Here is a 22,296-nt window from a genome sequence, read left to right on the forward strand (position 1 = left end):
CAGCCAGACAAGCGTCCCAAAGTTGCAGCATTGCGTCATTTGTAACTGAAACCGAAGGGGGTTGCGCCCGGCGCAACCACCCTCCTCGCCCTGTTCTGGCCGACACCCTGTTAATTGGCATGGGCCGCAACAGCTGGCGTCAACCGGTGTTGCGCAGGCCCGCGGCAATCCCTGCCACGGTCACCAGCAAGGCCTGCTCCAACGGGCTGTCCAGAGCGGCTTCGCGGCTGCGCGAACGGGCCAGCAACTCGGCCTGCAGGCGGTGCAGCGGGTCCAGGTAGGTGTTGCGCAGGCTGATGAATTCCAGGGTCTCGGGGCTATGCGCCAGTAGCACCGGTTGCCCGGTCAGGCCCAGCACCACCTGGCACGACTGCGACAATAGGTCGCGCAGGTGCGCACCTAAAGGAAGCAAGCCTGGTTGCACTAGACGTTGGTCGTAGGCCTCGGCGATTTGCGCATCGGCCTTGGCCAGGACCATTTCCAGCATGTCGATGCGAGTGCGGAAGAACGGCCACTGCTCGCGCATCTGCGCCAGCAGTTCGCCCTGGCCCCGCGCCAAGGCATTGCTCAGGGCGGTTTCCCAGCCCAGCCAGGCCGGCAGCATCAGGCGTGTCTGGGTCCAGCCGAAGATCCACGGGATCGCCCGCAAGCTTTCGATGCCACCGGCACGGCGCTTGGCCGGGCGGCTGCCCAGCGGCAGGCGGCCCAGTTCCTGCTCAGGAGTGGACTGGCGGAAGTATTCGACGAAGTCGGGGTTTTCCCGCACCACGCCGCGGTAGGCCTTCACACCGTCGGCCGCCAGCTGGTCCATCAGTGCGCGCCAGGCGGGCTCTGGTGGTGGTGGTGGAAGCAAGGTGGCTTCGAGCACGGCGGCCAGGTATAGGTTGAGATTCTGCTCGGCGATGCCCGGCAAGCCGAACTTGAAGCGGATCATTTCGCCCTGTTCGGTAGTGCGGAACCGCCCTGCCACCGAGCCCGGGGGCTGCGACAGGATCGCCGCATGGGCCGGGCCGCCGCCACGGCCGACCGTACCACCACGGCCATGGAACAGCAGCAGCTCGACCTGATGCTCGCGGCAGATGCGCACCAGGTTTTCCTGGGCACGGTACTGAGCCCAGGCAGCCGCCGTGGTGCCCGCGTCCTTGGCCGAGTCGGAATAACCGATCATCACTTCCTGCGGCCCGCGCAGGCTGGCGCGATAGCCCGGCAGACCGAGCAGGCGCTGCATCACCGGCCCGGCGTTGTCCAGGTCGGCCAGGGTTTCGAACAACGGCACCACGCGCATCGGCCGGGTCAGGCCGGCTTCCTTGAGCAGCAGTTGCACAGCCAATACATCAGAGGCCGCGCCCGCCATCGAAATCACGTACGAGCCCAGCGATGCGCCCGGTGCAGCGGCGATCTCACGGCAGGTGGCCAGCACTTCTGCGGTCTCCGCCTGGGGTTTGAAGTGCGCCGGCAGCAACGGCCGGCGATTCTTCAATTCGGCCTGGAGGAATGCGATGCGCTGTTCTTCGTCCCAGTCGGCATAGCTGCCCAGGCCCAGGTAATCGGTAATCTCCGCCAGCGCATCACGGTGCCGGGCTGCGTCCTGGCGCACATCCAGGCGACCGAGGAACAGGCCGAAGGTCACCGCCCGGCGCAGGCTGTCGAGCAATGGGCCGTCGGCGATCACGCCCATGCCGCACTCATGCAACGACTGATAGCACAGCTCCAGCGGGGCGATCAGGTCGCGGTTGTCCACCAGCACCTCGGCGCTGGCCGGCGGGTTGCTGGTCAACGCGAGCTGGGCCCAGGCGCGGGTCGCGCGCAGGCGGTCGCGCAGTTGCTTGAGCAATGCCCGGTACGGCTCGGCACTGTCGCCCACACGTTCACGCAAGGCACTACTGGCTTGCTGCATGGACAGCTCGGCCGCCAGCGCATCGACATCGCGCAGGAACAGGTCGGCGGCCATCCAGCGGGCCAGCAGCAGCACCTCACGGGTCACGGCGGCGGTGACATTGGGGTTGCCGTCACGATCACCGCCCATCCACGAGGCGAAGCGAATGGGCGCAGCTTCCAGCGGCAGGTGCAGGCCGGTGGCGTCGAACAGCGCCTTGTCGACCTTGCGCAAGTGGTTGGGAATGGCCTGCCACAGCGAATGCTCGATCACCGCGAAGCCCCATTTGGCCTCGTCCACCGGGGTTGGCCGGGTGCGGCGGATTTCTTCGGTGTGCCAGGCCTCGGCGATCAGCCGGCGCAGGCGCTCACGCACCTGCTCGCGCTCGGCGGGGGTCAGGTCACGGTGGTCCTGCACGGCCAGCTGGCCGGCGATGGCATCGTATTTCTGGATCAACGTGCGCCGCGCCACTTCGGTCGGGTGCGCGGTCAGCACCAGCTGGATATCGAGCTTGGCCAGTTGCCGGGCCAAGGCGTCATCCTTGTGCCCGGCCTGCTTCAGGCGAGCCAGCAGTTCGGGCAAGACCCGCGCCTCGAACGGCTCTGGCTGGCCGGCATCGCGACGGCGAATCAGCTGATACTGCTCGGCCATGTTGGCCAGGTTGAGGAACTGGTTGAAAGCTCGCGCCACCGGCAGCAGGTCTTCTTCGGCAAGGTCGGCCAGGGTCGAGCTCAACTGCTCGCCAGCGCCGCGGCGGTCGGCCTTGGCGCTGTGGCGAATGTCCTCTATCTTCTGCAGGAACGCATCACCGTGCTGCTGGCGAATGGTCTCGCCGAGCAACTCCCCCAACACATGGACATCTTCACGCAGGCGCACATCGATATCAGTCATTGGCCCTCTCTTCGGCGCGGCTCGCCACGCTCTGCTCAGGAAACAGCACTGGCCCAAGAGTGCCCACTGCCGGGGCGCGATGGCAAGCCGCGATCGCGCAAAGCAAACTAAAGTTAAGGCAGCGCAGTCCGATGCACTGCAGCCTTTACTGGCGTTGACAGAGGTCATCATGAAAATCCGCGAACTCGCCCAGCACTGGGAACAGAATGCCGCCGGCACCCTGAGCCCCACCGGCCATGCCTTGCACCTGGACCTGGAGTCCGAGGCACGCCTGGCCGCCCTGATCGACATGTACCCCAAACGCACCGCCGAGGAACTGCTCGGCGAACTGGTCGCCGCCGCGCTGGAGGAGATAGAAGCCAGCTTCCCCTACGTGCAGGGCCAGAAGGTCATCGCCACTGACGAGGAGGGTGACCCGCTGTACGAAGACATCGGCCCGACCCCGCGCTTTCTGGCGCTGTCACGGCGCCACCTGCACGACCTCAGCAACACCGACGGCGACAGCGGCAACTAAATTCCTCCTGACTTTCCGGGCCTGCAACGGGCCCGGATGCCCGTTCCAGACAGCGAAGTTCCAGGTACAACCGCTGACCGACCAGTCAGAAAAAGTTAGGCAGCCCAGGCAACTTTTTCTGAACCTTTCAAAAAACGGTCAAGTCCCAGCCAATAGCCATCACGCTAAAACCCTGCACACCTGCCGTGGTGCATCGTTCAGCGCAAGCGCAGGCAATGTCAGGGATTGAGCGATGGACTGCTATGGACATCGTCGTAATCAGGAGTGATCCAATGGAACTGACCACCATCAACACCCGCAACCCGAAAGCTACGTCCGGCCACGTTCGCGGGTTGAAGCTGGCCGCGCTGGCCCTGGGCAGTAGCCTGGTCCTGGCCGGCTGTGCAGGCAACCCGCCTACCGAGCAGTACGCCGTCACCCAGTCCGCCGTGAACTCCGCCGTCAGTGCCGGTGGTACCGAGTTCGCTGCCGTGGAAATGAAAGCGGCCCAGGACAAGTTCAAGCAGGCCGAAATCGCCATGCACGACAAGCAGTATGACGAGGCCAAGCGCCTGGCCGAGCAGGCCGAATGGGACGCCCGCGTCGCCGAGCGCAAGGCCCAGGCAGCCAAGGCCCAGAAGGCCGTGCAGGATGCCCGCCAGGGCGTTCAGGACGTGCGTCAGGAAGGCCTGCGCAGCGCTGAATGAGCGCCGCCATGCCAACCCTAGCCTTCGCAACTGATCAAAGGATGAACACTATGCGCAACTACGTCATGATTCCCGCCCTGCTGGCCGTGAGCATCGGCCTCGCCGCCTGCTCCCACGACCCGAACCCCAACCTGGAGTCGGCCCGCAGCAACTTCTCGGCGTTGCAGAGCGACCCGCAGTCGAGCAAGGTGGCCGCGCTCGAGACCAAGGATGCCCAGGACTGGCTGAACAAGTCCGACAAGGCCTTCATGGACCGTGAAGACAGCAAGAAGGTCGACCAGCTCGCCTACCTGACCAACCAGCGTATCGAGGTGGCCAAGGAAACCATCGCCCTGCGCACCGCCGAAAACGAGTTGAAGAACGCCTCGGCCCAGCGTGCCCAGGCCAAGCTCGATGCCCGCGACGCGCAGATCGCCAAGCTGCAGGACAGCCTCAACGCCAAGCAGACCGACCGCGGTACCCTGGTGACCTTTGGTGACGTGCTGTTCGACTTCAACAAGGCCACCCTCAAGAGCAACGCCTACCCGAACATCACCAAGCTGGCCCAGTTCCTTCAGGAGAACCCGGAGCGCAAGGTGATTGTCGAGGGCTACACCGACAGCGTTGGCTCGGCCAACTATAACCAGGGCCTGTCCGAACGCCGCGCCGCCAGCGTGCGCGCGGCGCTGGTACGTGCAGGCGTGGACCCGGCGCGTGTCGTCGCCCAGGGTTATGGCAAGGAATACCCGGTGGCGGACAACGGCAGCAACTCGGGCCGTGCGCAGAACCGTCGGGTGGAGGTGACCATCTCCAACGACAACCAGCCGGTGGCACCGCGTTCGGTGAGCCAGATTCAGCAGTAAGGCTGGTCAGCTGAAATGAGAAAGCCCCGCGATCGATGCGGGGCTTTTCTTTTGCCTGTTCCGGCCTCTTCGCGGGCAAGCCCGCTCCCACAAGGTCAGCACAACACTTAAGGGTTGCGCAGTACCTGTGGGAGTGGCTTTAGCCGCGAAAGGGCCGGGACAGCCGCTAGAAATTCTGGATCACTGCACCTGCTGCGGCGTCTCCTGCCCCAAGCAGCGCACCGCGCGCTTGCGGTTGTCCACCAGCACACCCGTCAGGCCCTTCTGCTCGGTATCGAATAGCACCAGCACGCCATCCACGCACTGGGCCACCTGTGGCGCCGCATCCAGGGAGACCTTGTAGTCCTCGCCAGGAATCGTCTTGAGCATGGTGAAGTCCTGCAGCAGCAGCGCATCCTCAGGTTTGGCGAAATGCAGGTAGCCGTAGTACCAGAGGGCCCCCACCGTCACGATGATGCTGCCGACACCGGTCAGGATCAGCGGGATGGCGTTGCGTTCTTCACTCATTGCTTGTTCTTCTCGTCAGGGTAGTTGGGCACTTCGGCAAGCCGCCGCAGGCCGTTGAAATGGCTCGGGTCATCAAGGAAGCGCAGCATCACCTGGCGCCACACCGGGTCGGCGAAGGTCTGCACGTGGCCGCCTCGGGTCAGTTGCAGCACCCGCGGGGCCGGTGCCTGCTGGTACAGGCGGATGCCGTTGGCCATCGGCACCAAGGTGTCGTCGATGCTGTGGAAGAACAGCTTCGGCGGGCTGCTCAGCTGCCCGATCGAACGGATTGCACTGTCGCCGTCTGGCACCAGCCAGGACAGCGGCACCTGCAGCGGCCAGGTCATCCACGAGGTGCTCAAGGCATAGCGCCCTACCCCACGGTAACTGGCTGGCACACCGTCGAACACCAAGGCACTGAAGCGCTGGCGCTGCTCGGGGTGCTGCGCCAGGTAGTGGATCGCCATCGCCCCGCCGAGGCTCTGGCCGAGCAACACCAGGGGCTTGCCCTTGACCTCGGGCGCCTGGTCCAGCCACGCCATCGCCGCGTCGATGTCCTGATAGACCTCAGGCAAGCTAGGCGTGCCCTCGGACAGGCCATAGCCACGGTAATCGACCATCAGCACCTGGTAACCCTGCTCCGGCAGCCAATAGCTGCCGCCCAGGTGGCCCGGCAGGTTGCCGCCATTGCCGTGCAGATGCAGCACCGTCCCCTTGACTGCTACCCCCGCCTTGGCCGGCAGCCACCAACCGTGCAGGCGCAAGCCATCGGCGGTGGTGAGGCTGATATCGCGGTATTCCAGCTTGGCCCGCTCCGGGGTGAACGGCTCGCCGGGTTCCGGGTAGAACAGCAGGCTGCTGCAACCGCCCAGCCCGAGCAGGAGCATGCTCAGGACCAGCAGGCGGCAGCGCTCAGAGAATGTTCGCGTAGTCGGCTTCAATGCGATCCAGGCTCAAGTGGTTGAGGAAGTTGGAGAAGCACATCCAGGCCGACAGCGCGTTGAGGTCGCGGAACTGCTCCGGCAGGTACTTGGGCGGCTCCACCAGCCCTTCCTCGACCAGCTGACGCAGGGTGCGCATGTCTTCCAGAGTGGTCTTGCCGCAGAACAGCAGCGGAATCTGTTCGAGCTTGCCCTTCTTCACGGCCAACTGAATGTAGTTGTAAACCATGATGAAGCCCTTGAGGTAGGACAAGTCCTTGGTGAATGGCAGGCCATTGGGCACCGAGCCGCGGAACACCCGGCTGGCGTTGCTGTAGCTCTGCGCCATCTCGAAGCCCTGCTCGCGGAAGAAGTCGAACACTTGCAGGAAGTCGGCGCCCTCCTCGACCATGTGGATGGCGCGGGTGCGGTTGGTCAGCTTGCGCAGGCGGCTGGGATAGGAAGCGAAGGCGATCACCTCCATGAGGATGGCCAGGCCTTCCTGGGTCACCGTCGACGAGGGCGGGCCCTTGGCCAGGAAGGTGCAGATCGGCTGGTTCAGGCCGTTGAGGGTGGTGCCCACATGCACCAGGCCTTCATGCACCTCCAGCGCACGCACGTCCCGGTTGTTGAACATGGCATCGGCGCGCACCTTGATGTAGTCGGCACCGGCTGCGGCATCGGCGACGATACCGTCCGACTCGAACACGCGGATGGTTTCCTCGGCCTCGCCAAACACCTTGTTCAGGCGGCGCTGGAGGATGTCCACGGCCTCCTTGGCGGTCAGGTTCTTCGGCTCGTCCTTGAGGTCGCCGCGCCCGTCGATGTTGTTCAGGTAGTCCGAGAGCATCAGCCCCAGGTCGGCCAGGGTCGGGTCACCGGCGTGGAAGGCGTCGGAGGCCGCGCCGTACAGTTCCTGGGAGATCAGCCCGAAGTCTTCGGTACCGCGGGCTTCGAGCATGCGCACAACCATGCGGTATTCGCGGCACATGCGCTTCATGATCTGCCCGACCGGGTTGAACTGGCCGAGCTGGCGAATGATGTCACGCTCGATGGCCTGGAACTCGGCCTTCACCGCGCTGGAGTCGAACGCCAACGGGCGGGCCAGGTAGTAATCGCGGTCAACGGCGGGCGGCTCCTTGCCCTTGGCCTTGAGAAAGCCCTGGCGGATGTTGTCGTCCCATTTCACCGCGTCGAGGACCCGGATCGGGGTCTGTGCCGCGACGATGCGGTCGGACAGGGCGCGGATGGTTTGCTGGTACTCGTCCACGGAGGACTCCTTGGTCTGGTCCTGACTACTTGCCGCTGCGCTGGAAGCGCGCCACTTCGACGAACAGGTCGGAGTTGGCCGGGTCATCCAGGTAGGCCAGCACACGTGGCGACGGGCTGTCGATCAGCACGCCCTGTTCGCTTTCTTCCGGAATCTGCGTGCTGCGCCCGCTCAGTTCCTTTTTCTCGACTGCCTGCTGCACTTGCTCGACATCAAGGTTGTAGACCACCAGTTCCTTGCCATCGACGATGTCGAAACCGCCAATCAGGAAGTTGCCGCCCAGGCGCTTGGGCACGCCAGCCGACAGGTACCAGCGGTTGCCATGGCGCGACACGGTGAAGGTGTATTCCTCCGGCGCCTTGCCTTTGGCCGTGGCCACCGCCTTGTAGGCATCGCCGCCGCTGCGGCTGATGGTCAGCTTCAGCGGTTCGCCCCAGGCATCCTTGCTGCTCCACTTGCCGAGCAAGGCCTTGGGCGCCGCCTGGTTGCTCGGCAGCGGCTCATGAAAGGTCACCAGACAACCGCCCAGCAGGAGGAATGACAACGTCAACAACACCACACGCCAGGCTTTCATCAGGTTCTCCTTGAAAGTTCGGTCACAGCTCAGGCCGATGCCAACACCAGGTGCAGGTAACGGGTAAGCATAGCGAGCATCTGCCCATCGGCTTGCGCATCGGCATCCTTGAGCAGGCCCTGATATTCCATCTGCTCGATAATCGCCGTCAACATTTGGGCGTCCTGTTCCGGTTGCTGCGAGCCGACCACCTGCAGCAGCTGGCGGGCGCCGTGCAGCAGAATCTGCTCGTGCGCACGCACCAGCTCGGCCAGGCGCGGGCACAGCAAGGCCTCCTGGCGGAAGGCCTGCTCGGCCATCATGAAGTCGCGGCGGTTGAGCAACTGGCGCTGCACATAGTCGGCGGTCATGCGGGCGATTTCGTCCGCCAGCCGCGCCCGCGACTGCACACTGCCATCACCCTGGGCGAGCAGCTGGCGCAGCACCACCTCGGTGTTGGCCCAGAGCTTGGCCATGTAGTCGGCGCTGCGCTCGACGTACTGAGCGAACGTGTCGGTGAGCAGGTCTTCGATGTCCTTGAAGTAGTAAGTGGTGGCCGACAGCGGCACACCCGCCTCGGCGGCCACCGCACGGTGGCGCACGCCACGCACGCCATCGCGCACGACGATGCGCATGGCAGCGTCGAGGATCAGCTGGCGGCGCTGTTCGCTGCCTTGACGGGCGGTCTTGCGACCCTGGTACTGCACGCTCTCGGCGACGGCGGTGGCGATGCCGGCGGCGCCTTGTTGGGCCATTGCGGGTGTCACGGTGGTTACCTCATGGACAGGGGTTGGCCGGTACAGCCAATACAAGTGTACAGGCAAGAAAAAGCCGCCCCGAAAGGCGGCTTGTTCAGTTCACTCAGGCCTGTGGGCGCATGTGCGGGAACAGGATCACGTCGCGAATCGACGGCGAGTTGGTCAGCAGCATCACCAGGCGGTCGATACCGATACCTTCACCGGCAGTCGGCGGCATGCCGTACTCCAGGGCGCGAACGAAGTCGGCGTCGTAGTGCATGGCTTCGTCGTCACCGGCGTCCTTCTCGGCCACCTGGGCCAGGAAGCGCTCGGCCTGGTCTTCGGCATCGTTGAGCTCGGAGTAGGCGTTGGCGATCTCGCGGCCACCGATGAACAGCTCGAAGCGGTCGGTCACGGCCGGGTTGTCGTCGTTGCGACGGGCCAGCGGCGACACCTCGAAGGGGTACTCGGTGATGAAGTGCGGCTGCTCCAGCTTGTGCTCGACCAGCTCTTCGAAAATCATCACCTGCAGCTTGCCCAGGCCTTCGTGGCCCAGCACCTTGGCACCGGCCTTCTTGGCGATGTCGCGGGCACGGTCGACGTCCTGCAGGTCGGCAGCGGTCAGCTCGGGGTTGTACTTGAGGATCGAGTCGAATACCGACAGGCGGGCGAACGGCTCGCCGAAGTGGAACACCTTGTCGCCGTACGGTACGTCGGTGGTGCCCAGTACCAGCAGCGCCAGCTCGCGGAACAGTTCCTCGGTGAGGTCCATGTTGTCGCGGTAGTCGGCGTAGGCCTGGTAGAACTCGAGCATGGTGAATTCAGGGTTGTGACGAGTCGAAACGCCTTCGTTGCGGAAGTTGCGGTTGATCTCGAACACCTTTTCAAAGCCGCCGACCACCAGGCGCTTGAGGTACAGCTCCGGCGCGATCCGCAGGAACATGGCCATGTCCAGGGCGTTGTGGTGGGTTTCGAACGGCTTGGCCGCTGCACCGCCGGGAATGGTCTGCAGCATCGGCGTTTCGACTTCAAGGAAGTCACGCTCGATGAGGAACTTGCGGATGTGCGAGATCACCTGCGAACGCACACGGAAGGTGTGGCGGGTTTCTTCGTTGACCATCAGGTCGACGTAGCGCTGGCGGTAGCGCTGCTCGGTGTCGGTCAGGCCGTGGTGCTTGTCCGGCAACGGGCGCAGCGACTTGGTCAGCAGGCGCACGTTGGTCATCTCGACGTACAGGTCGCCCTTGCCGGAACGGGCCAGGGTGCCTTCGGCGCTGATGATGTCGCCCAGGTCCCAGGTCTTGACCGCGGCCAGGGTTTCTTCCGACAGGGTCTTGCGGTTGACGTAGACCTGGATACGGCCGGTCATGTCCTGGATGACCATGAACGAGCCACGGTTGAGCATGATGCGGCCGGCAACCTTGACCGGGATCGCGGCTGCTTCCAGCTCTTCCTTGGTCTTGTCCGCGTACTGTTTCTGCAGGTCGTTGCAGTAGCTGTCGCGACGGAAGTCGTTGGGGAAGGCATTGCCCTTGGCACGCTCTGCGGCAAGTTTTTCCTTGCGCAGGGCGATCAGGGCGTTTTCTTCCTGTTGCAGGTCTTGCGATTCGGTCTTGAGGTCGCTCATGTCGTCATTCTTTCCATCAGGTATTCGTTGCCCTTTTCGGGCAGGGCACGCGCTACCGGCGGGTGGCCAGGTAGCGCGGCAGTGATGTGCGGCTTACAGCCCCTGCTTGAGGCTCGCTTCCAGGTACTGGTCGAGGTCGCCGTCCAGGACCTTCTGGCAGTCGCTGCGCTCGACGCCGGTACGCAGGTCCTTGATGCGCGAGTCATCCAGCACGTAGGAACGGATCTGGTGGCCCCAGCCGATGTCCGACTTGCTGTCTTCCAGCGCCTGCGAGGCGGCATTGCGCTTCTGCATTTCCAGCTCGTACAACTTGGCCCGCAGCATTTTCATGGCGGTGTCCTTGTTGGCGTGCTGGGAGCGTTCGTTCTGGCAGGCCACCACGGTGTTGGTCGGCACGTGGGTGATACGTACCGCAGAGTCGGTGGTGTTCACGTGCTGACCACCGGCACCGGAGGAGCGGTAGGTGTCGATGCGCAGGTCGGACGGGTTGATCTCGATCTCGACCTTGTCGTCGATCTCGGGGGACACGAATACCGCCGAGAACGAGGTGTGGCGACGCGCACCGGAGTCGAACGGGCTCTTGCGCACCAGGCGGTGCACACCGATTTCGGTACGCAGCCAGCCGAAGGCGTACTCGCCCTTGATGTGCACGGTGGCGCCCTTGATGCCGGCGACTTCACCTTCGGACAGCTCGATGATGGTGGCGTCGAAGCCACGCTTGTCGGCCCAGCGCAGGTACATGCGCAGCAGGATGTTGGCCCAGTCCTGCGCCTCGGTGCCGCCGGAGCCGGCCTGGATGTCCAGGTAGGCGTTGTTCATGTCCATCTCGCCGCTGAACATGCGACGGAACTCAAGCTGGGCCAGGGATTCTTCCAGGGCCTGCAGCTCGGTCTCGACATCGCTCACAGCGCCTTCGTCACCTTCCTCGACAGCCATGTCGAGCAGGTCCTTGCAGTCGGCAAGGCCGTTGGCCATCTTGTCCAGGGTCTCGACGACCTGCGCCAGCATGGCACGCTCGCGGCCCAGGGCCTGGGCGTACTCGGGCTTGTTCCAGACGGCTGCGTCTTCCAGCTCGCGGTTTACTTCGACCAGACGATCATGTTTGTGATCGTAGTCAAAGATACCCCCGAATGGACTGCGAACGCTCGGTGAGGTCCTTGATGGTGTTCAGAATCGGTTGGATTTCCATGGGCGGGCAGCTCTCGTGCGAATTCGGTGAAAAGCCCGCGAGTATAACCCATCCAAAGAGCGGCGGCAGCCCGTTGGGCAGCCGCATCGGCCTCAGGCAATGCCGACCTGGTTGCGCCCGCTGTTCTTGGCCAGATACAGGCCCTTGTCCGCCGCCGAAATCAGCTGCCGGCAATGGCTGCCGATGGCCGGGGTCAGGGTTGCCAGGCCGATACTCACGGTCAGCCGCGAGTCCGCCGTCGGCGCACTGTGCGCAATGTTCAGGCCGAGCACGGTCTGGCGCAGCTTTTCTGCGATCAGGCGTGCACCGCCGGGCGAGGTGTTGGGCAACACCAGGGCAAACTCTTCGCCACCATAACGCGCCGGCAGGTCGGTCGGCCGCGAGCAGGAGCCGCGAATGGCCTCGGCGACCTGGCGCAGCGCCTCGTCACCGGCCAGGTGACCGAAGCTGTCGTTGAACACCTTGAAGTAATCGACATCGATCATCAGCAACGACAACTGCTGCTGCTCGCGCATGGCGCGGCGCCACTCCAGCTCCAGGTATTCGTCGAAGTGGCGGCGGTTGGACAGGCCGGTGAGGCCGTCGGAGTTCATCAGCCGCTGCAGCATCAGGTTGGTGTCGAGCAACTGCTGCTGGCTGACACGCAAGGCGCGGTAGGCCTCGTCGCGCTGCAGCAGGGTCAGGTAGGAGCGCGAGTGGTAGCGGATGCGCGCCACCAGTTCGATGTTGTCTGGCAACTTGACCAGATAATCGTTGGCACCGGCGGCGAAGGCTGCGCTCTTGACCAGCGGGTCTTCCTTGGTCGACAGGACGATGATCGGGATGTCCCGGGTGGCCGAATTGTTGCGGTACTCGCGCACCAGGGTCAGGCCGTCCAGGCCGGGCATGATCAGGTCCTGAAGGATCACCGTGGGCTTGATGCGCATGGCCTGGGCCACCGCCTGGTGCGGGTCGGCGCAGAAGTGGAAGTCGATGTTCTCTTCGTGGGCCAGGCCACGACGGACCGCTTCGCCGATCATCGCCTGATCATCGACCAGCAGGACCATCGCCATGTTTTCATTGGGGGTCGCGAACCCTTCGATCGGTAGATCAGTCATTCGAATTCACCTGACCACGGCCGCCCAGGCGGCGCGATTCAATACAAGTCGTCATTTTGCGAAGAGTTCCATCAAGCGCCCGGCAATGCGTTCCAGCGGGCGGATCTCCACTGCAGCATCGATAGCCGCAGCGGCCTTGGGCATGCCGTAGACCGCACTGCTGGACTGGTCCTGGGCAATCGTCAGAAAGCCCCGCTGGCGCATCAGCTTCAGGCCCTGGGCGCCATCACGGCCCATGCCGGTGAGCAGCACGCCCACCGCATCGCCGTTCCAGTAGCGCGCCACACTCTCGAAGAACACGTCGATCGAGGGCCGGTAGATTTCATTGACAGGTTCGGCAGTGTAGGCCAGCTGGCCTCCCTGAAGCAGGCGGATGTGGTGGTTGGTGCCGGCCAGCAGCACCTGCCCGGGCTGAGGCGGTTCGCCCTCGCGGGCCAGGCGCACCGGCAAGCCGCTGGCGCTGGCGAGCCATTCGGCCATGCCAGCGGCGAACACCTGGTCAACATGCTGGACCAGCACGATCGAGGCGCCAAAGCCTCGCGGCAGGCCTTTGAGCAGCACTTCGAGCGCTGCCGGGCCGCCTGCGGACGAGCCAATGGCCACCAAGCCACTGCGCTGGGAGGCCTCGCGCAGGGGAGCGGCGACCGACTTGCTGGCGCCGGGCCGCTGCTGGCCGATCAACCAGCCAATATTGAGGATCTTGCGCAGCAGCGGCGCCGCTGCCTCACGTGCGTCACCCGCCCCCACTGCGGGGGTGTCGACCACATCCAGCGCGCCATGGCCCATGGCCTCGAATACCCGGTGCACGTTCTGCTTGCGGTCGACCGTGACAATGACGATGGCACAAGGCGTTTCGGCCATGATCCGCCGGGTCGCCTCGACGCCATCCATCACCGGCATGATCAGGTCCATGAGAATCAGGTCGGGGGTGTCCTCGGCACACTTGCTCACGGCTTCGGCGCCGTTGCTGGCCACCCAGATCACCTGGTGCGCCGGCTCGAAGGCCAGGGCCCGGCGCAACGCCTCTACCGCCATGGGCATATCGTTGACGATGGCGACCTTCATCCCTGAGCACCTCCGATCAGCTCCACCACGGCATCCAGCAACGCATCATCGTGGAAGCTGGCCTTTGCCAAATAGTAGTCGGCCCCCGCGTCAAGGCCACGCCGGCGATCTTCTTCACGGTCCTTGTACGACACCACCATCACCGGCAGCGACTGCAACCGCTGGTCGCGGCGCACCAGAGTGACCAGTTCGATGCCATCCATGCGCGGCATGTCGATGTCGGTGATCAGCAGGTCGAACGTTTCGCTGCGCAGGGCATTCCAGCCGTCCATGCCGTCCACCGCCACCGCTACGTCATAACCACGGTTGCTCAGCAACTTGCGTTGCAGTTCGCGCACGGTGAGCGAGTCGTCGACTACCAGGACGCGCTTGCGGCTGGCGCCTCGTGCCCCTTGCGCGCCGCGCTCGATACGTTCCAGGCGGCCCGTGCTGAGCAGTTTTTCGACCGAGCGCAGCAAGTCTTCGACATCGATGATCAACACCACCGAGCCATCGTCCAGCAAGGCACCCGCGGAGATGTCCTGGACCTTGCCCAGGCGCGGGTCGAGCGGCATCACCACCAGCACCCGCTCGCCAACCAGGCGCTCCACGGCCACCCCGTAAAGCTGCTCGCGCTCACGGATCACCACCACCCGCAGGCTGCTGGCCTCCCCCTGCCCTGCCGACCGATTGAGCAACTGGCTGGCAGCCACCAGGCCGATATGCCGGCCCTCGTGCCAGAAGTGCTGGCGGCCCTCGATCTGCACGATGTCATCAGCCGCCACCTCAAGGGTGCGCTCGATATGCGCCAGCGGGAACGCATAAGCCTCGCCACCCACTTCCACCACCAGGCTGCGCACCACCGACAGGGTCAGCGGCACCTCCAGGTGGAAACGACAGCCCTGGCCGGGCAGCTGGATCAGCTCGATCGAACCGCGCAGGTCGCGGACCATGTGCTGCACCGCATCCAGGCCGACACCACGGCCGGACACTTCGGTGACCTTGTCGCGCAGGCTGAAGCCCGGCAGGAACAGGAAGGTCAGCAGCTCGGCCTCGCTCATCTGCGCCACGGTATCGGCCGGCGACAGGCCGCGCTCGACGATGTTGCGCTTGAGCCGTTCAAGGTCGATGCCAGCACCGTCATCGCTCAACTCGAGGATCAACAACCCGGCCTGATGCGAGGCGCGCAGGCGGATCGTGCCTGCCTCCGGCTTACCCGCCAGCAGGCGCCGCTCAGGCAGCTCGATGCCGTGGTCGACAGCATTGCGCAGCAAATGGATCAAGGGCGCTTCGAGCTTTTCCAGCACGTCGCGATCAACCTGGGTCTTCTCGCCTTCGATCTGCAATTGCACGTGCTTGCCAAGCGAACGCCCCAGGTCGCGAACCATCCGGCTCTGGCCAGTGAGCACATCGGCAAACGGGCGCATGCGACAGGCCAATGCCGTGTCGTACAGCAATTGAGCTCGCTGACTGGCCTGCCAGCCAAACTCGTCGAGGTCGGCGGCCTGCTGCTGCAGGATCTGCTGGGTTTCCAGCAACAGGCGCTGGGTCTGGGCCAGTGCATCCAGCACTTCGGAGCTTTGGCCACTGTCTTCAAGCTGCGTTTTCAGGCCGTCGAGGGCCCGCATGCCTTGGCCATGCATGCGCTTGAGGCGCTGCAAGGTGGCCAGGTAAGGTTTGAGGCGCTGGGTCTCGACCAATGACTTGCTCGACAGGTCGAGCAGGCTGTTCAGGCGGTCGGCGGTCACCCGCAAAACCCGCTCGCTGCCCTCGCCTGTGCGCTTGCCGGCCTTGCGCGGTGCAGCGGGCTCGGCCTCGACGACAGGCGCCATCGGCTCAGGATCAGCCTGGGATGGTGGGGCCACGGGCAGCGCCGGCTCAAGTGCAACCGCTGCCGCTACCGACGCGCCAGCAGGGTCGAGCAGGCCGGCCATCTGCACCAGGAACGCCGGCACCAATGCCTCGCCATTCGGATCGCCGGGCATGGCGATGTGCATCAGCAAGTCGGTGCCGCGCAGCAGTGCATCGATGTGCTCTGCGCGCAACAGCAGCCGGCCTTCCTGGGCCGCCACCAGGCAGTCTTCCATGACATGGGCGACGCTGACACCGGCATCGATGCCGACGATGCGCGCCGCACCTTTCAACGAATGGGCCGCACGCATGCAGGCTTCCAGCTGGTCAGCCTGGGTCGGGTTGCGTTCCAGTGCCATCAGCCCGGCACTGAGCACCTGGGTCTGCGCCTCGGCCTCCAGGCTGAACAGTTCGAGCAGCGATGCGTCGCGCATTTGCTCTGGGGTCATGACAGGCTCCGCTGCACGGCAGACAGTAAATGTTGATCGTCCAGCACCCGCACACTGCGCCCCCGCCACTGCAGGACCGCAGCGGTGAACGGTGCGGCATCCTCGGTCGCACCCTGCAAAGTGGTATCGAGGCGGTGAATGCCGTCGATCTCGTCCACCGCCATGACCACCGGCCCACCCGACGCTGCCAGGATCAACATGCGCGGCATCGCCCGACCGCTGCGCGCCTGCTCGGACAAACGCTCCACGCCCAGCAGGTCGCCCAATGACAGGCACGGCACCAGCGCGCCGCGCACATTGGCGACCCCTTGCAGGGCCCGGGAGCGTTGATGCGGCAACGAATGCACCGGTTGCAGGGGGGCGATCTCGGCCAGGCAGGCAGTGGCCAGGGCCAGCCACTCCTCGCCCAGGCGGAACAGCAGCAGCGAACGCCCGGCCGAGGTTTCGGCGGGCGCGGTTTCATGCGCCAGGTCCGTTTCGATCAGCGCATAGCGGTCAAGCAGGCGCGTGGCCGCCGCGGCGTAGACTTCGCAGTTGCGACAATGGATATGCCGCTCCAGCAATGGGCAGTCCTTGTTGCCGTGTACACCAATACGGTTCCAGCAGTCGTCGATGCGCTCATCGTCATTGGCCAGCAGCTCGATCGCGTGTTCGGCTTTCATCGTTCAGACTCCCGGCCAGCACGTGCCGCACGTTCCTGCAGGCGGCGGGCACCGGCTTCGTCACCCTGGGCAGCCAGCAACGTGGCCAGGTGCAACAATGCCTCAGGATGCTGCGGCTCCAGGTACAGTGCCTTGCGATAAAGGCTTAACGCCTGCTGTGCATCACCTTGCGTATCGCTCAGCAGCCCCAGCCAGTAATAGACCTGGGCCTTGGGTGGGAACTGGCGCAGGTAGCGCTCGCAGCTGGCGCGGGCCTGGGCGCTGTCACCGGCATTGGCCTGGCGCGCGATGTTGGCCAGCAACTCGCTTTCGCTCTCCTGCGGTTCGGCTGCCAAGGCAGCAGGTGGCACCACACGCAGGGGCCGCGCAGGTGGCACCGATGCGGGCCGCGGGCGGCTTGAAACCACCGCAGCGGGCAGCTGCCGTAGAGGCTGGGCGGGTACAGCCGGCACATCGGCAGGCTGACGAACGTAGGCAAACGACTGGGCAATGCCCAGCGGCCGCATGCCCAACCGCGCCAGCAAGCTGCCTTCGGCAGGGCCAATGAACAACACGCCCTGCGGTTGCGCCAGGCGCTTGAGCACTTCGAACACCCGCTGCTGGGTCGGTACATCGAAATAGATCAGCAAGTTGCGGCAGAACACGAAATCGTACTGGCCATTGCGGCCGGCCAACGCCGGGTCGAGCACGTTGCCCACTTCCAGATTCACCTGCTGGCGTACCCGCTCATCCAGCTTGTGGCCGTCTTCATGTTCACGGAAATGCCGCTCGCGAAAGCCAAGGTCGGTGCCGCGGAACGAGTTGCGCCCATAGACGCCCTGTATGCCTCTGGCTACCGAGCTAGGGCTGATATCGATACCGTCGATACGAAAATCGGCCGGGTTCATACCCGCATCGAGCAAGGCCATGGCCAGCGAATAAGGTTCCTCGCCGGTGGAGCACGGCAGGCTCAGCAGGCGCAATGGCCGCTCACCGGCCAGTTCGGCCAGCCGTTTCTGGGCCAGGCCGACCAGCGCAGTGAACGACTCCGGGTAGCGGAAGAACCAGGTTTCCGGGACGATCACCGCCTCGATCAGGGCCAGTTGCTCATCCGGCGATTGCTGCAGGCGCACCCAGTAGTCATCCAGATCAGCGGCATGCAACGCGACGCAGCGCTGGCGCAGGGCCCGCTCCACCATCGGCACGCCAACCGACTCGACATCCAGGCCGATACGCTCCTGCAGGAAGCGGAAGAAACGTTGCTCGCTCATGGCGCCACCTGTTCTGGCGCTTGCGGGAACAGCAGTTCGCGCACGCGCTCTGTCAGCAGGTCATCCACGTCTATCCGTTGCAGCAGGCCCTGGGCGTCCTGGCGGACCGGGCCCAAATAGCGCGCTTCGCCGTTGTCCAGGCCATAGGGCTGGAACTCATCCGCCATGCAGCGCAAGGTTTCGGTCGCTTGCTCAAGGATCAGGCCCAGCACCTGTTCGTGACGGTAACGCACCAGCACCAGACGCGTGCTGGTGCGCTCGGCAGCCGGCTGGGCAAAGCTCAGCGCGCTGAGGTCGACCACTGGCACCAGGACACCACGATGCGCCAGGATGCCAGCCACCCAGGCCGGCGCCTGGGCAATCGGCTTGAGCGGCCGGCGTGGCAGCACCTCGATCACTTCGCGCACATCCAGGGCAAAGCGCTGCTGGTTGAGGCGAAACTGCAGGTACAGCGTGCCCTTGGCGCTGGCCACCGCTGCCGGGGAAGAATGCAGGTCGGTCATGGTGGTCAGACTTTGAAGCGCGATACACCACCGCGCAGGCCGGCGGCCACCTGGCTCAACTCATCGATGGCGAAGCTGGCCTGGCGCAGCGACTCCACCGTCTGGGTGCTGGCATCGCTGAGCTGAGCCAACGCCTGGTTGATCTGCTCGGCACCAGTGGCCTGGGCCTGCATGCCCTCGTTGACCATCAGCACCCGCGGCGCCAGGGCCTGGACCTGGTGAATGATCTGGCTCAGTTGTTCACCCACCTGCTGCACCTCGAACATGCCCCGGCGCACTTCTTCGGAGAACTTGTCCATGCCCATCACCCCGGCCGACACCGCCGACTGGATCTCGCGCACCATCTGTTCGATGTCGTAGGTGGCCACGGCAGTCTGGTCGGCCAGGCGCCGCACCTCGGTGGCGACCACGGCAAAGCCACGACCATATTCGCCGGCCTTTTCCGCCTCGATGGCGGCATTGAGCGAGAGCAGGTTGGTCTGGTCGGCCACCTTGACGATGGTCACCACCATCTGCGTGATGTTGCTGGCCTTTTCGTTGAGGATGCCCAGCTTGGCGTTGACCAGATCGGCGGCGCCCATCACCTGGTGCATGGTTTCTTCCATGCGCGCCAGGCCCTGCTGGCCAGAACCGGCCAGGCTCGAGGCCTGGTCAGCGGCGGAGGTAACCTCGGTCATGGTGCGCACCAGGTCACGCGAGGTGGCGGCGATTTCACGCGAGGTGGCGCCGATCTCGGTGGTGGTGGCGGCGGTTTCGGTGGCGGTGGCCTGCTGCTGCTTGGAGGTGGCGGCAATCTCGGTGACCGACGTGGTCACCTGCACCGACGAGCGCTGCGCCTGGGCCACCAGGTTGGCCAAGGCTTCGGCCATTTCGTTGAAGCCGCTTTCGATGGCGCCGAATTCATCCTTGCGGTCCAGGCTCATGCGCATGCTCAGGTCGCCCGAACGCAGTTTGTCGAGGGCATGCACCACGCGTTGTACCGGTGCGGTGATGGCGCGCATCAGCAGCAAGCCGCATATGCCGGCAGCCACGATCGCCAGCAGCAGCGAGACCATCATGCTGCCCTTGGCAGTGCTCACGGCACTGACAATTTCATGGGTCGCCGCGTCTGCCGACTGACGGTTGTGCTCGATCACCGTGTTGAGGTGCTTGCGCCCTTCCACCCAGGCCGGGGTGAGCGTTTCGACAATCAGCCGTTCGGCTTCGGCGTAGTTGTGCTGCCGATAAGCTTCAAGCACCTGGCCGACGATCTTCAGGTAGTTTTCCTCAAGTTTGACGAAGGTGTCGAAGCGCTCCTGGTCGTCGGTATCCTGGATGGTGCCCTGGTAGCTGGCCATGTACTGCTTGAGGCGATCCTCGAAGCTCTTGAACAGCTCCATGTCGGCCGGGGTGATTTCACGGCGGTTGGACAGGCCCACCAGCTGCTGGCTGGTGACGTAGCTGTCAACCCAGGCGCTGCGGATCATCGAGCTGTAGTAGACACCTGGAATGCTGTCTGTCCCCACGGCCTCCTCGGCACTTTCGATCGTCACCAGCCGCGAGTAGGCGGCTACGATCATCAGCAGCATGATGGCGATGATCACGGCGAAACTTGCCAGGATCCGTTGGCGCAAGGTCCAGTTCTTCACATTCAGCCCTCAGGAATTCACAACGAGCGGGAAAAATCGCCGAAGTATAGCCCAGGCTTCCTACGCTTTTGCGGCTGAAATGCGAGGTATTCAGGCCTCTATCCCTGACGGACAGGCCATTTGCCCGTTCATTGGCCTGCGGCAAGCCGCACCTGGCTCTCCAGTTCCTGACGCAGGGCCGGGTCAAGGCGCAACTGACGGGCCAGTTCGTCGAGGTAGGCGCGCTCCATGAAGTTTTCCTGATCGACCATCATCACGCTGGCCAGGTACATCTCGGCCGCCATCTCCGGCGTTTGCGCGGCGCGGGCGACTTCGGCCGGGTCCAGCGGCTTGTTCAGCTCATCGTGCAGCCAGTGCTGCAGGTCGCGGTCGCTGTCCAGGCGGGTGAACTCGCCTTCGATCAGGGCACGCTCGCGGTCGTCGATATGGCCATCGGACTTGGCCGCCGCCACCAGTGCACGGAGCACCGCCTGGCTGTGCTGCTCGGCCTGGGCCGGCGGCAGGCGGTCGAGGGTTTGCGGCTCGGCGCCCTGGCCTGCGCCCTGGCGTGCCTGCCAATTGCCATAGGCCTTGTAGGCCAGCACACCCAGCGCGGCCAGGCCACCGTAGGTGAGCACCTTGCCGCCATATTTGCGGGCCTTCTTGCTGCCCAGCAACAGGCCCAGCGCCCCCGCCCCCAAGGCACCTCCTCCGGCCCCGGATAGCAGGTTGCCCAACCCACCCGCGCCAGCCGACGGTTTGCCCGCAGCAGATTGCTTGCTGAGCAGCTCCTGGCCGGATTTGAGCAACTGGTCGAGCAGGCCCCGGGTGTTCATGCGCATGTCTCCACGGTACGGAAAGGAACGCCCAGAGTAAGGCTTGCCACCCGGCACGCCACCCAAGGATTTGCTTCCGGATGTTGCGTTAGCTGGCAAAAAGCCAACTAGACTCGTCATCGCCAGGCACTTGCACAGGCGACTACGCTTATAACCATTGCTTCACTGCTTTCTTGACGACTGCCCCGACCAAGATCTCCAAGAAGAGGGAACACCATGTCAGTGCACAAGACCGCATTGCTCGGCGCCGCAACCGGCGCGCTGCTGGCCAGCGCCGGCCTGCAGGCTGCCGAGATGCCCAAGGCCCTGGGCGCCGGCGAAGGCCGGCTGGATATCGTCGCCTGGCCCGGCTACATCGAGCGCGGTGAAAGCGACAAGGCCTATGACTGGGTCACCGGTTTCGAAAAGGAAACCGGCTGCAAGGTCAGCGTCAAGACTGCGGCCACTTCCGATGAAATGGTCAGCCTGATGACCAAGGGCGGCTACGACCTGGTCACCGCTTCCGGCGACGCCTCGCTGCGCCTGATCGTCGGCAAGCGCGTACAGCCCATCAACACGGCGCTGATCCCCAACTGGAAAAACATCGACCCGCGCCTGCAGAACGGTGACTGGTACGTGGTCGACAAACAGGTGTATGGCACGCCGTACCAGTGGGGCCCGAACGTGCTGCTGTACAACACCAATACCTTCAAGCAGCCACCGACCAGCTGGAACGTGGTGTTCGAGCCGCAGGACCTGCCCGATGGCAAGCCGAACAAAGGCCGCGTGCAGGCGTATGACGGGCCGATCTACATCGCCGACGCGGCGCTGTACCTGAAGACGGCCAAACCCGAACTGGGCATCAAGGACCCGTACGAACTCAATGAGGCGCAGTACAAGGCCGTGCTCGAACTGCTGCGCCAGCAGCAACCGCTGATTCACCGTTACTGGCACGACGCCACCGTGCAGATGAGCGACGTGAAGAACGAAGGCGTGGTCGCCTCCAGTTCGTGGGGCTACATGGTCAATGGCCTGAAGGCCGAGAACCAGCCAGTGGCCTCGACCATCCCGAAGGAAGGCGCTACCGGCTGGGCCGATACCACCATGCTGCACAGCGAGGCCAAGCACCCCAATTGCGCCTACAAGTGGATGGACTGGTCGCTGCAACCCAAGGTGCAGGGCGATGTCGCCGCCTGGTTCGGCTCGTTGCCGGCAGTGCCGGCAGCCTGTACCGGCAGTGAACTGCTGGGGGCTGAAGGGTGCAAGACCAACGGTTTCGACAACTTCGACAAGATCGCCTTCTGGAAAACCCCGCAGGCCCAGGGCGGCAAGTTCGTGCCGTATAGCCGCTGGACCCAGGATTACATTGCGATCATGGGCGGGCGCTGACGCCGGTTGATAGCCGGTACCGGCCTCTTCACGGGTTT

20 protein-coding genes are annotated in these 22,296 nt (G+C 64.5%); 4 read left to right on the plus strand and 16 right to left on the minus strand.

Annotation, left to right across the window (positions count from 1 at the left end; all coding sequences use genetic code 11):
- Nucleotides 1-139 precede the first annotated feature (139 nt).
- Nucleotides 140-2,767 carry a phosphoenolpyruvate carboxylase gene (gene ppc, locus F6X59_RS22010; RefSeq protein WP_152958110.1) on the minus strand — a complete coding sequence of 876 codons (2,628 nt, stop codon included), beginning with the start codon at nt 2,765-2,767 and terminating at the stop codon, nt 140-142.
- 169 nt (nt 2,768-2,936) lie between these two features.
- Between ppc and F6X59_RS22015 the strand changes: the two genes are divergently transcribed.
- The 3 genes from F6X59_RS22015 (at nt 2,937) to F6X59_RS22025 (ending at nt 4,809) form a co-directional block, all read left to right on the plus strand.
- Nucleotides 2,937-3,281 carry a pilin assembly protein gene (locus F6X59_RS22015; RefSeq protein WP_152958111.1) on the plus strand — a complete coding sequence of 115 codons (345 nt, stop codon included), beginning with the start codon at nt 2,937-2,939 and terminating at the stop codon, nt 3,279-3,281.
- A gap of 272 nt (nt 3,282-3,553) precedes the next feature.
- Entirely contained in the window at nt 3,554-3,967 is a 414-nt protein-coding gene (locus tag F6X59_RS22020) for a DUF4398 domain-containing protein (RefSeq protein WP_152958112.1), read from the plus strand.
- Between the two features lie 50 nt (nt 3,968-4,017).
- Nucleotides 4,018-4,809 carry an OmpA family protein gene (locus F6X59_RS22025; RefSeq protein ID WP_152958113.1) on the plus strand — a complete coding sequence of 264 codons (792 nt, stop codon included), beginning with the start codon at nt 4,018-4,020 and terminating at the stop codon, nt 4,807-4,809.
- A 180-nt stretch (nt 4,810-4,989) separates the two neighbouring features.
- Here F6X59_RS22025 and F6X59_RS22030 read toward each other — a convergent pair whose 3' ends face one another.
- The 15 genes from F6X59_RS22030 to F6X59_RS22100 form a co-directional block, all read right to left on the minus strand.
- Nucleotides 4,990-5,316, minus strand: a complete 327-nt coding sequence (locus F6X59_RS22030) for a hypothetical protein (protein ID WP_152958114.1) — start codon at nt 5,314-5,316, stop codon at nt 4,990-4,992.
- A complete protein-coding gene (locus F6X59_RS22035) occupies nt 5,313-6,236 on the minus strand; it encodes an alpha/beta hydrolase (RefSeq protein WP_152958115.1) in 924 nt (307 codons plus the stop codon). Before F6X59_RS22035 ends, F6X59_RS22030 begins: the two co-directional genes overlap by 4 nt.
- Nucleotides 6,208-7,485 (minus strand): flavohemoglobin expression-modulating QEGLA motif protein, encoded by a 1,278-nt coding sequence (locus tag F6X59_RS22040; RefSeq protein WP_346653933.1) that lies wholly within the window; start codon nt 7,483-7,485, stop codon nt 6,208-6,210. The genes F6X59_RS22035 and F6X59_RS22040 overlap by 29 nt, the downstream gene beginning before the upstream one ends.
- Before the next feature lie 25 nt (nt 7,486-7,510).
- Complete coding sequence (locus F6X59_RS22045) at nt 7,511-8,059, minus strand: hypothetical protein (RefSeq protein WP_152958116.1); 549 nt, start codon at nt 8,057-8,059, stop codon at nt 7,511-7,513.
- A 29-nt stretch (nt 8,060-8,088) separates the two neighbouring features.
- A complete protein-coding gene (locus F6X59_RS22050; RefSeq protein ID WP_152958117.1) occupies nt 8,089-8,793 on the minus strand; it encodes a TetR/AcrR family transcriptional regulator in 705 nt (234 codons plus the stop codon).
- A gap of 106 nt (nt 8,794-8,899) precedes the next feature.
- Nucleotides 8,900-10,402, minus strand: coding sequence for a lysine--tRNA ligase (gene lysS / locus F6X59_RS22055; protein WP_152958118.1), 1,503 nt, complete (start codon nt 10,400-10,402; stop codon nt 8,900-8,902).
- Nucleotides 10,403-10,495: 93 nt separating this feature from the next.
- Nucleotides 10,496-11,591, minus strand: a protein-coding gene (gene prfB / locus F6X59_RS22060; RefSeq protein WP_152958119.1) for a peptide chain release factor 2 whose coding sequence is annotated in 2 segments (ribosomal slippage) — nt 10,496-11,518 and nt 11,520-11,591 — 1,095 coding nt in all. Because the reading frame shifts where the segments join, the coding sequence is not laid out codon by codon here.
- Nucleotides 11,592-11,683: 92 nt separating this feature from the next.
- Complete coding sequence (wspR, locus tag F6X59_RS22065; protein WP_152958120.1) at nt 11,684-12,688, minus strand: Wsp signal transduction system regulator diguanylate cyclase WspR; 1,005 nt, start codon at nt 12,686-12,688, stop codon at nt 11,684-11,686.
- Nucleotides 12,689-12,739: 51 nt separating this feature from the next.
- Nucleotides 12,740-13,753: a chemotaxis response regulator protein-glutamate methylesterase gene (locus F6X59_RS22070; protein WP_152958121.1), complete on the minus strand. Its 1,014-nt coding sequence runs from the start codon at nt 13,751-13,753 to the stop codon at nt 12,740-12,742.
- Nucleotides 13,750-16,032 carry a hybrid sensor histidine kinase/response regulator gene (locus F6X59_RS22075; protein ID WP_152958122.1) on the minus strand — a complete coding sequence of 761 codons (2,283 nt, stop codon included), beginning with the start codon at nt 16,030-16,032 and terminating at the stop codon, nt 13,750-13,752. The genes F6X59_RS22070 and F6X59_RS22075 overlap by 4 nt, the downstream gene beginning before the upstream one ends.
- Nucleotides 16,029-16,694: a chemotaxis protein CheW gene (locus F6X59_RS22080; RefSeq protein ID WP_152958123.1), complete on the minus strand. Its 666-nt coding sequence runs from the start codon at nt 16,692-16,694 to the stop codon at nt 16,029-16,031. Before F6X59_RS22080 ends, F6X59_RS22075 begins: the two co-directional genes overlap by 4 nt.
- Complete coding sequence (locus F6X59_RS22085) at nt 16,691-17,944, minus strand: protein-glutamate O-methyltransferase CheR (protein WP_152958124.1); 1,254 nt, start codon at nt 17,942-17,944, stop codon at nt 16,691-16,693. Before F6X59_RS22085 ends, F6X59_RS22080 begins: the two co-directional genes overlap by 4 nt.
- Complete coding sequence (locus F6X59_RS22090) at nt 17,941-18,447, minus strand: chemotaxis protein CheW (protein WP_152958125.1); 507 nt, start codon at nt 18,445-18,447, stop codon at nt 17,941-17,943. The genes F6X59_RS22085 and F6X59_RS22090 overlap by 4 nt, the downstream gene beginning before the upstream one ends.
- A 5-nt stretch (nt 18,448-18,452) precedes the next feature.
- A complete protein-coding gene (locus F6X59_RS22095) occupies nt 18,453-20,075 on the minus strand; it encodes a methyl-accepting chemotaxis protein (RefSeq protein ID WP_346653937.1) in 1,623 nt (540 codons plus the stop codon).
- 128 nt (nt 20,076-20,203) lie between these two features.
- Nucleotides 20,204-20,890 (minus strand): tellurite resistance TerB family protein, encoded by a 687-nt coding sequence (locus tag F6X59_RS22100; protein WP_152958126.1) that lies wholly within the window; start codon nt 20,888-20,890, stop codon nt 20,204-20,206.
- Between the two features lie 216 nt (nt 20,891-21,106).
- Between F6X59_RS22100 and ydcS the strand changes: the two genes are divergently transcribed.
- Nucleotides 21,107-22,258, plus strand: coding sequence for a putative ABC transporter substrate-binding protein YdcS (ydcS, locus tag F6X59_RS22105; protein ID WP_152958127.1), 1,152 nt, complete (start codon nt 21,107-21,109; stop codon nt 22,256-22,258).
- Nucleotides 22,259-22,296: the final 38 nt, after the last annotated feature.

The organism is Pseudomonas sp. MN1F, from assembly GCF_009391885.1.
In the GTDB taxonomy this organism is placed as follows: Bacteria; Pseudomonadota; Gammaproteobacteria; order Pseudomonadales; family Pseudomonadaceae; genus Aquipseudomonas.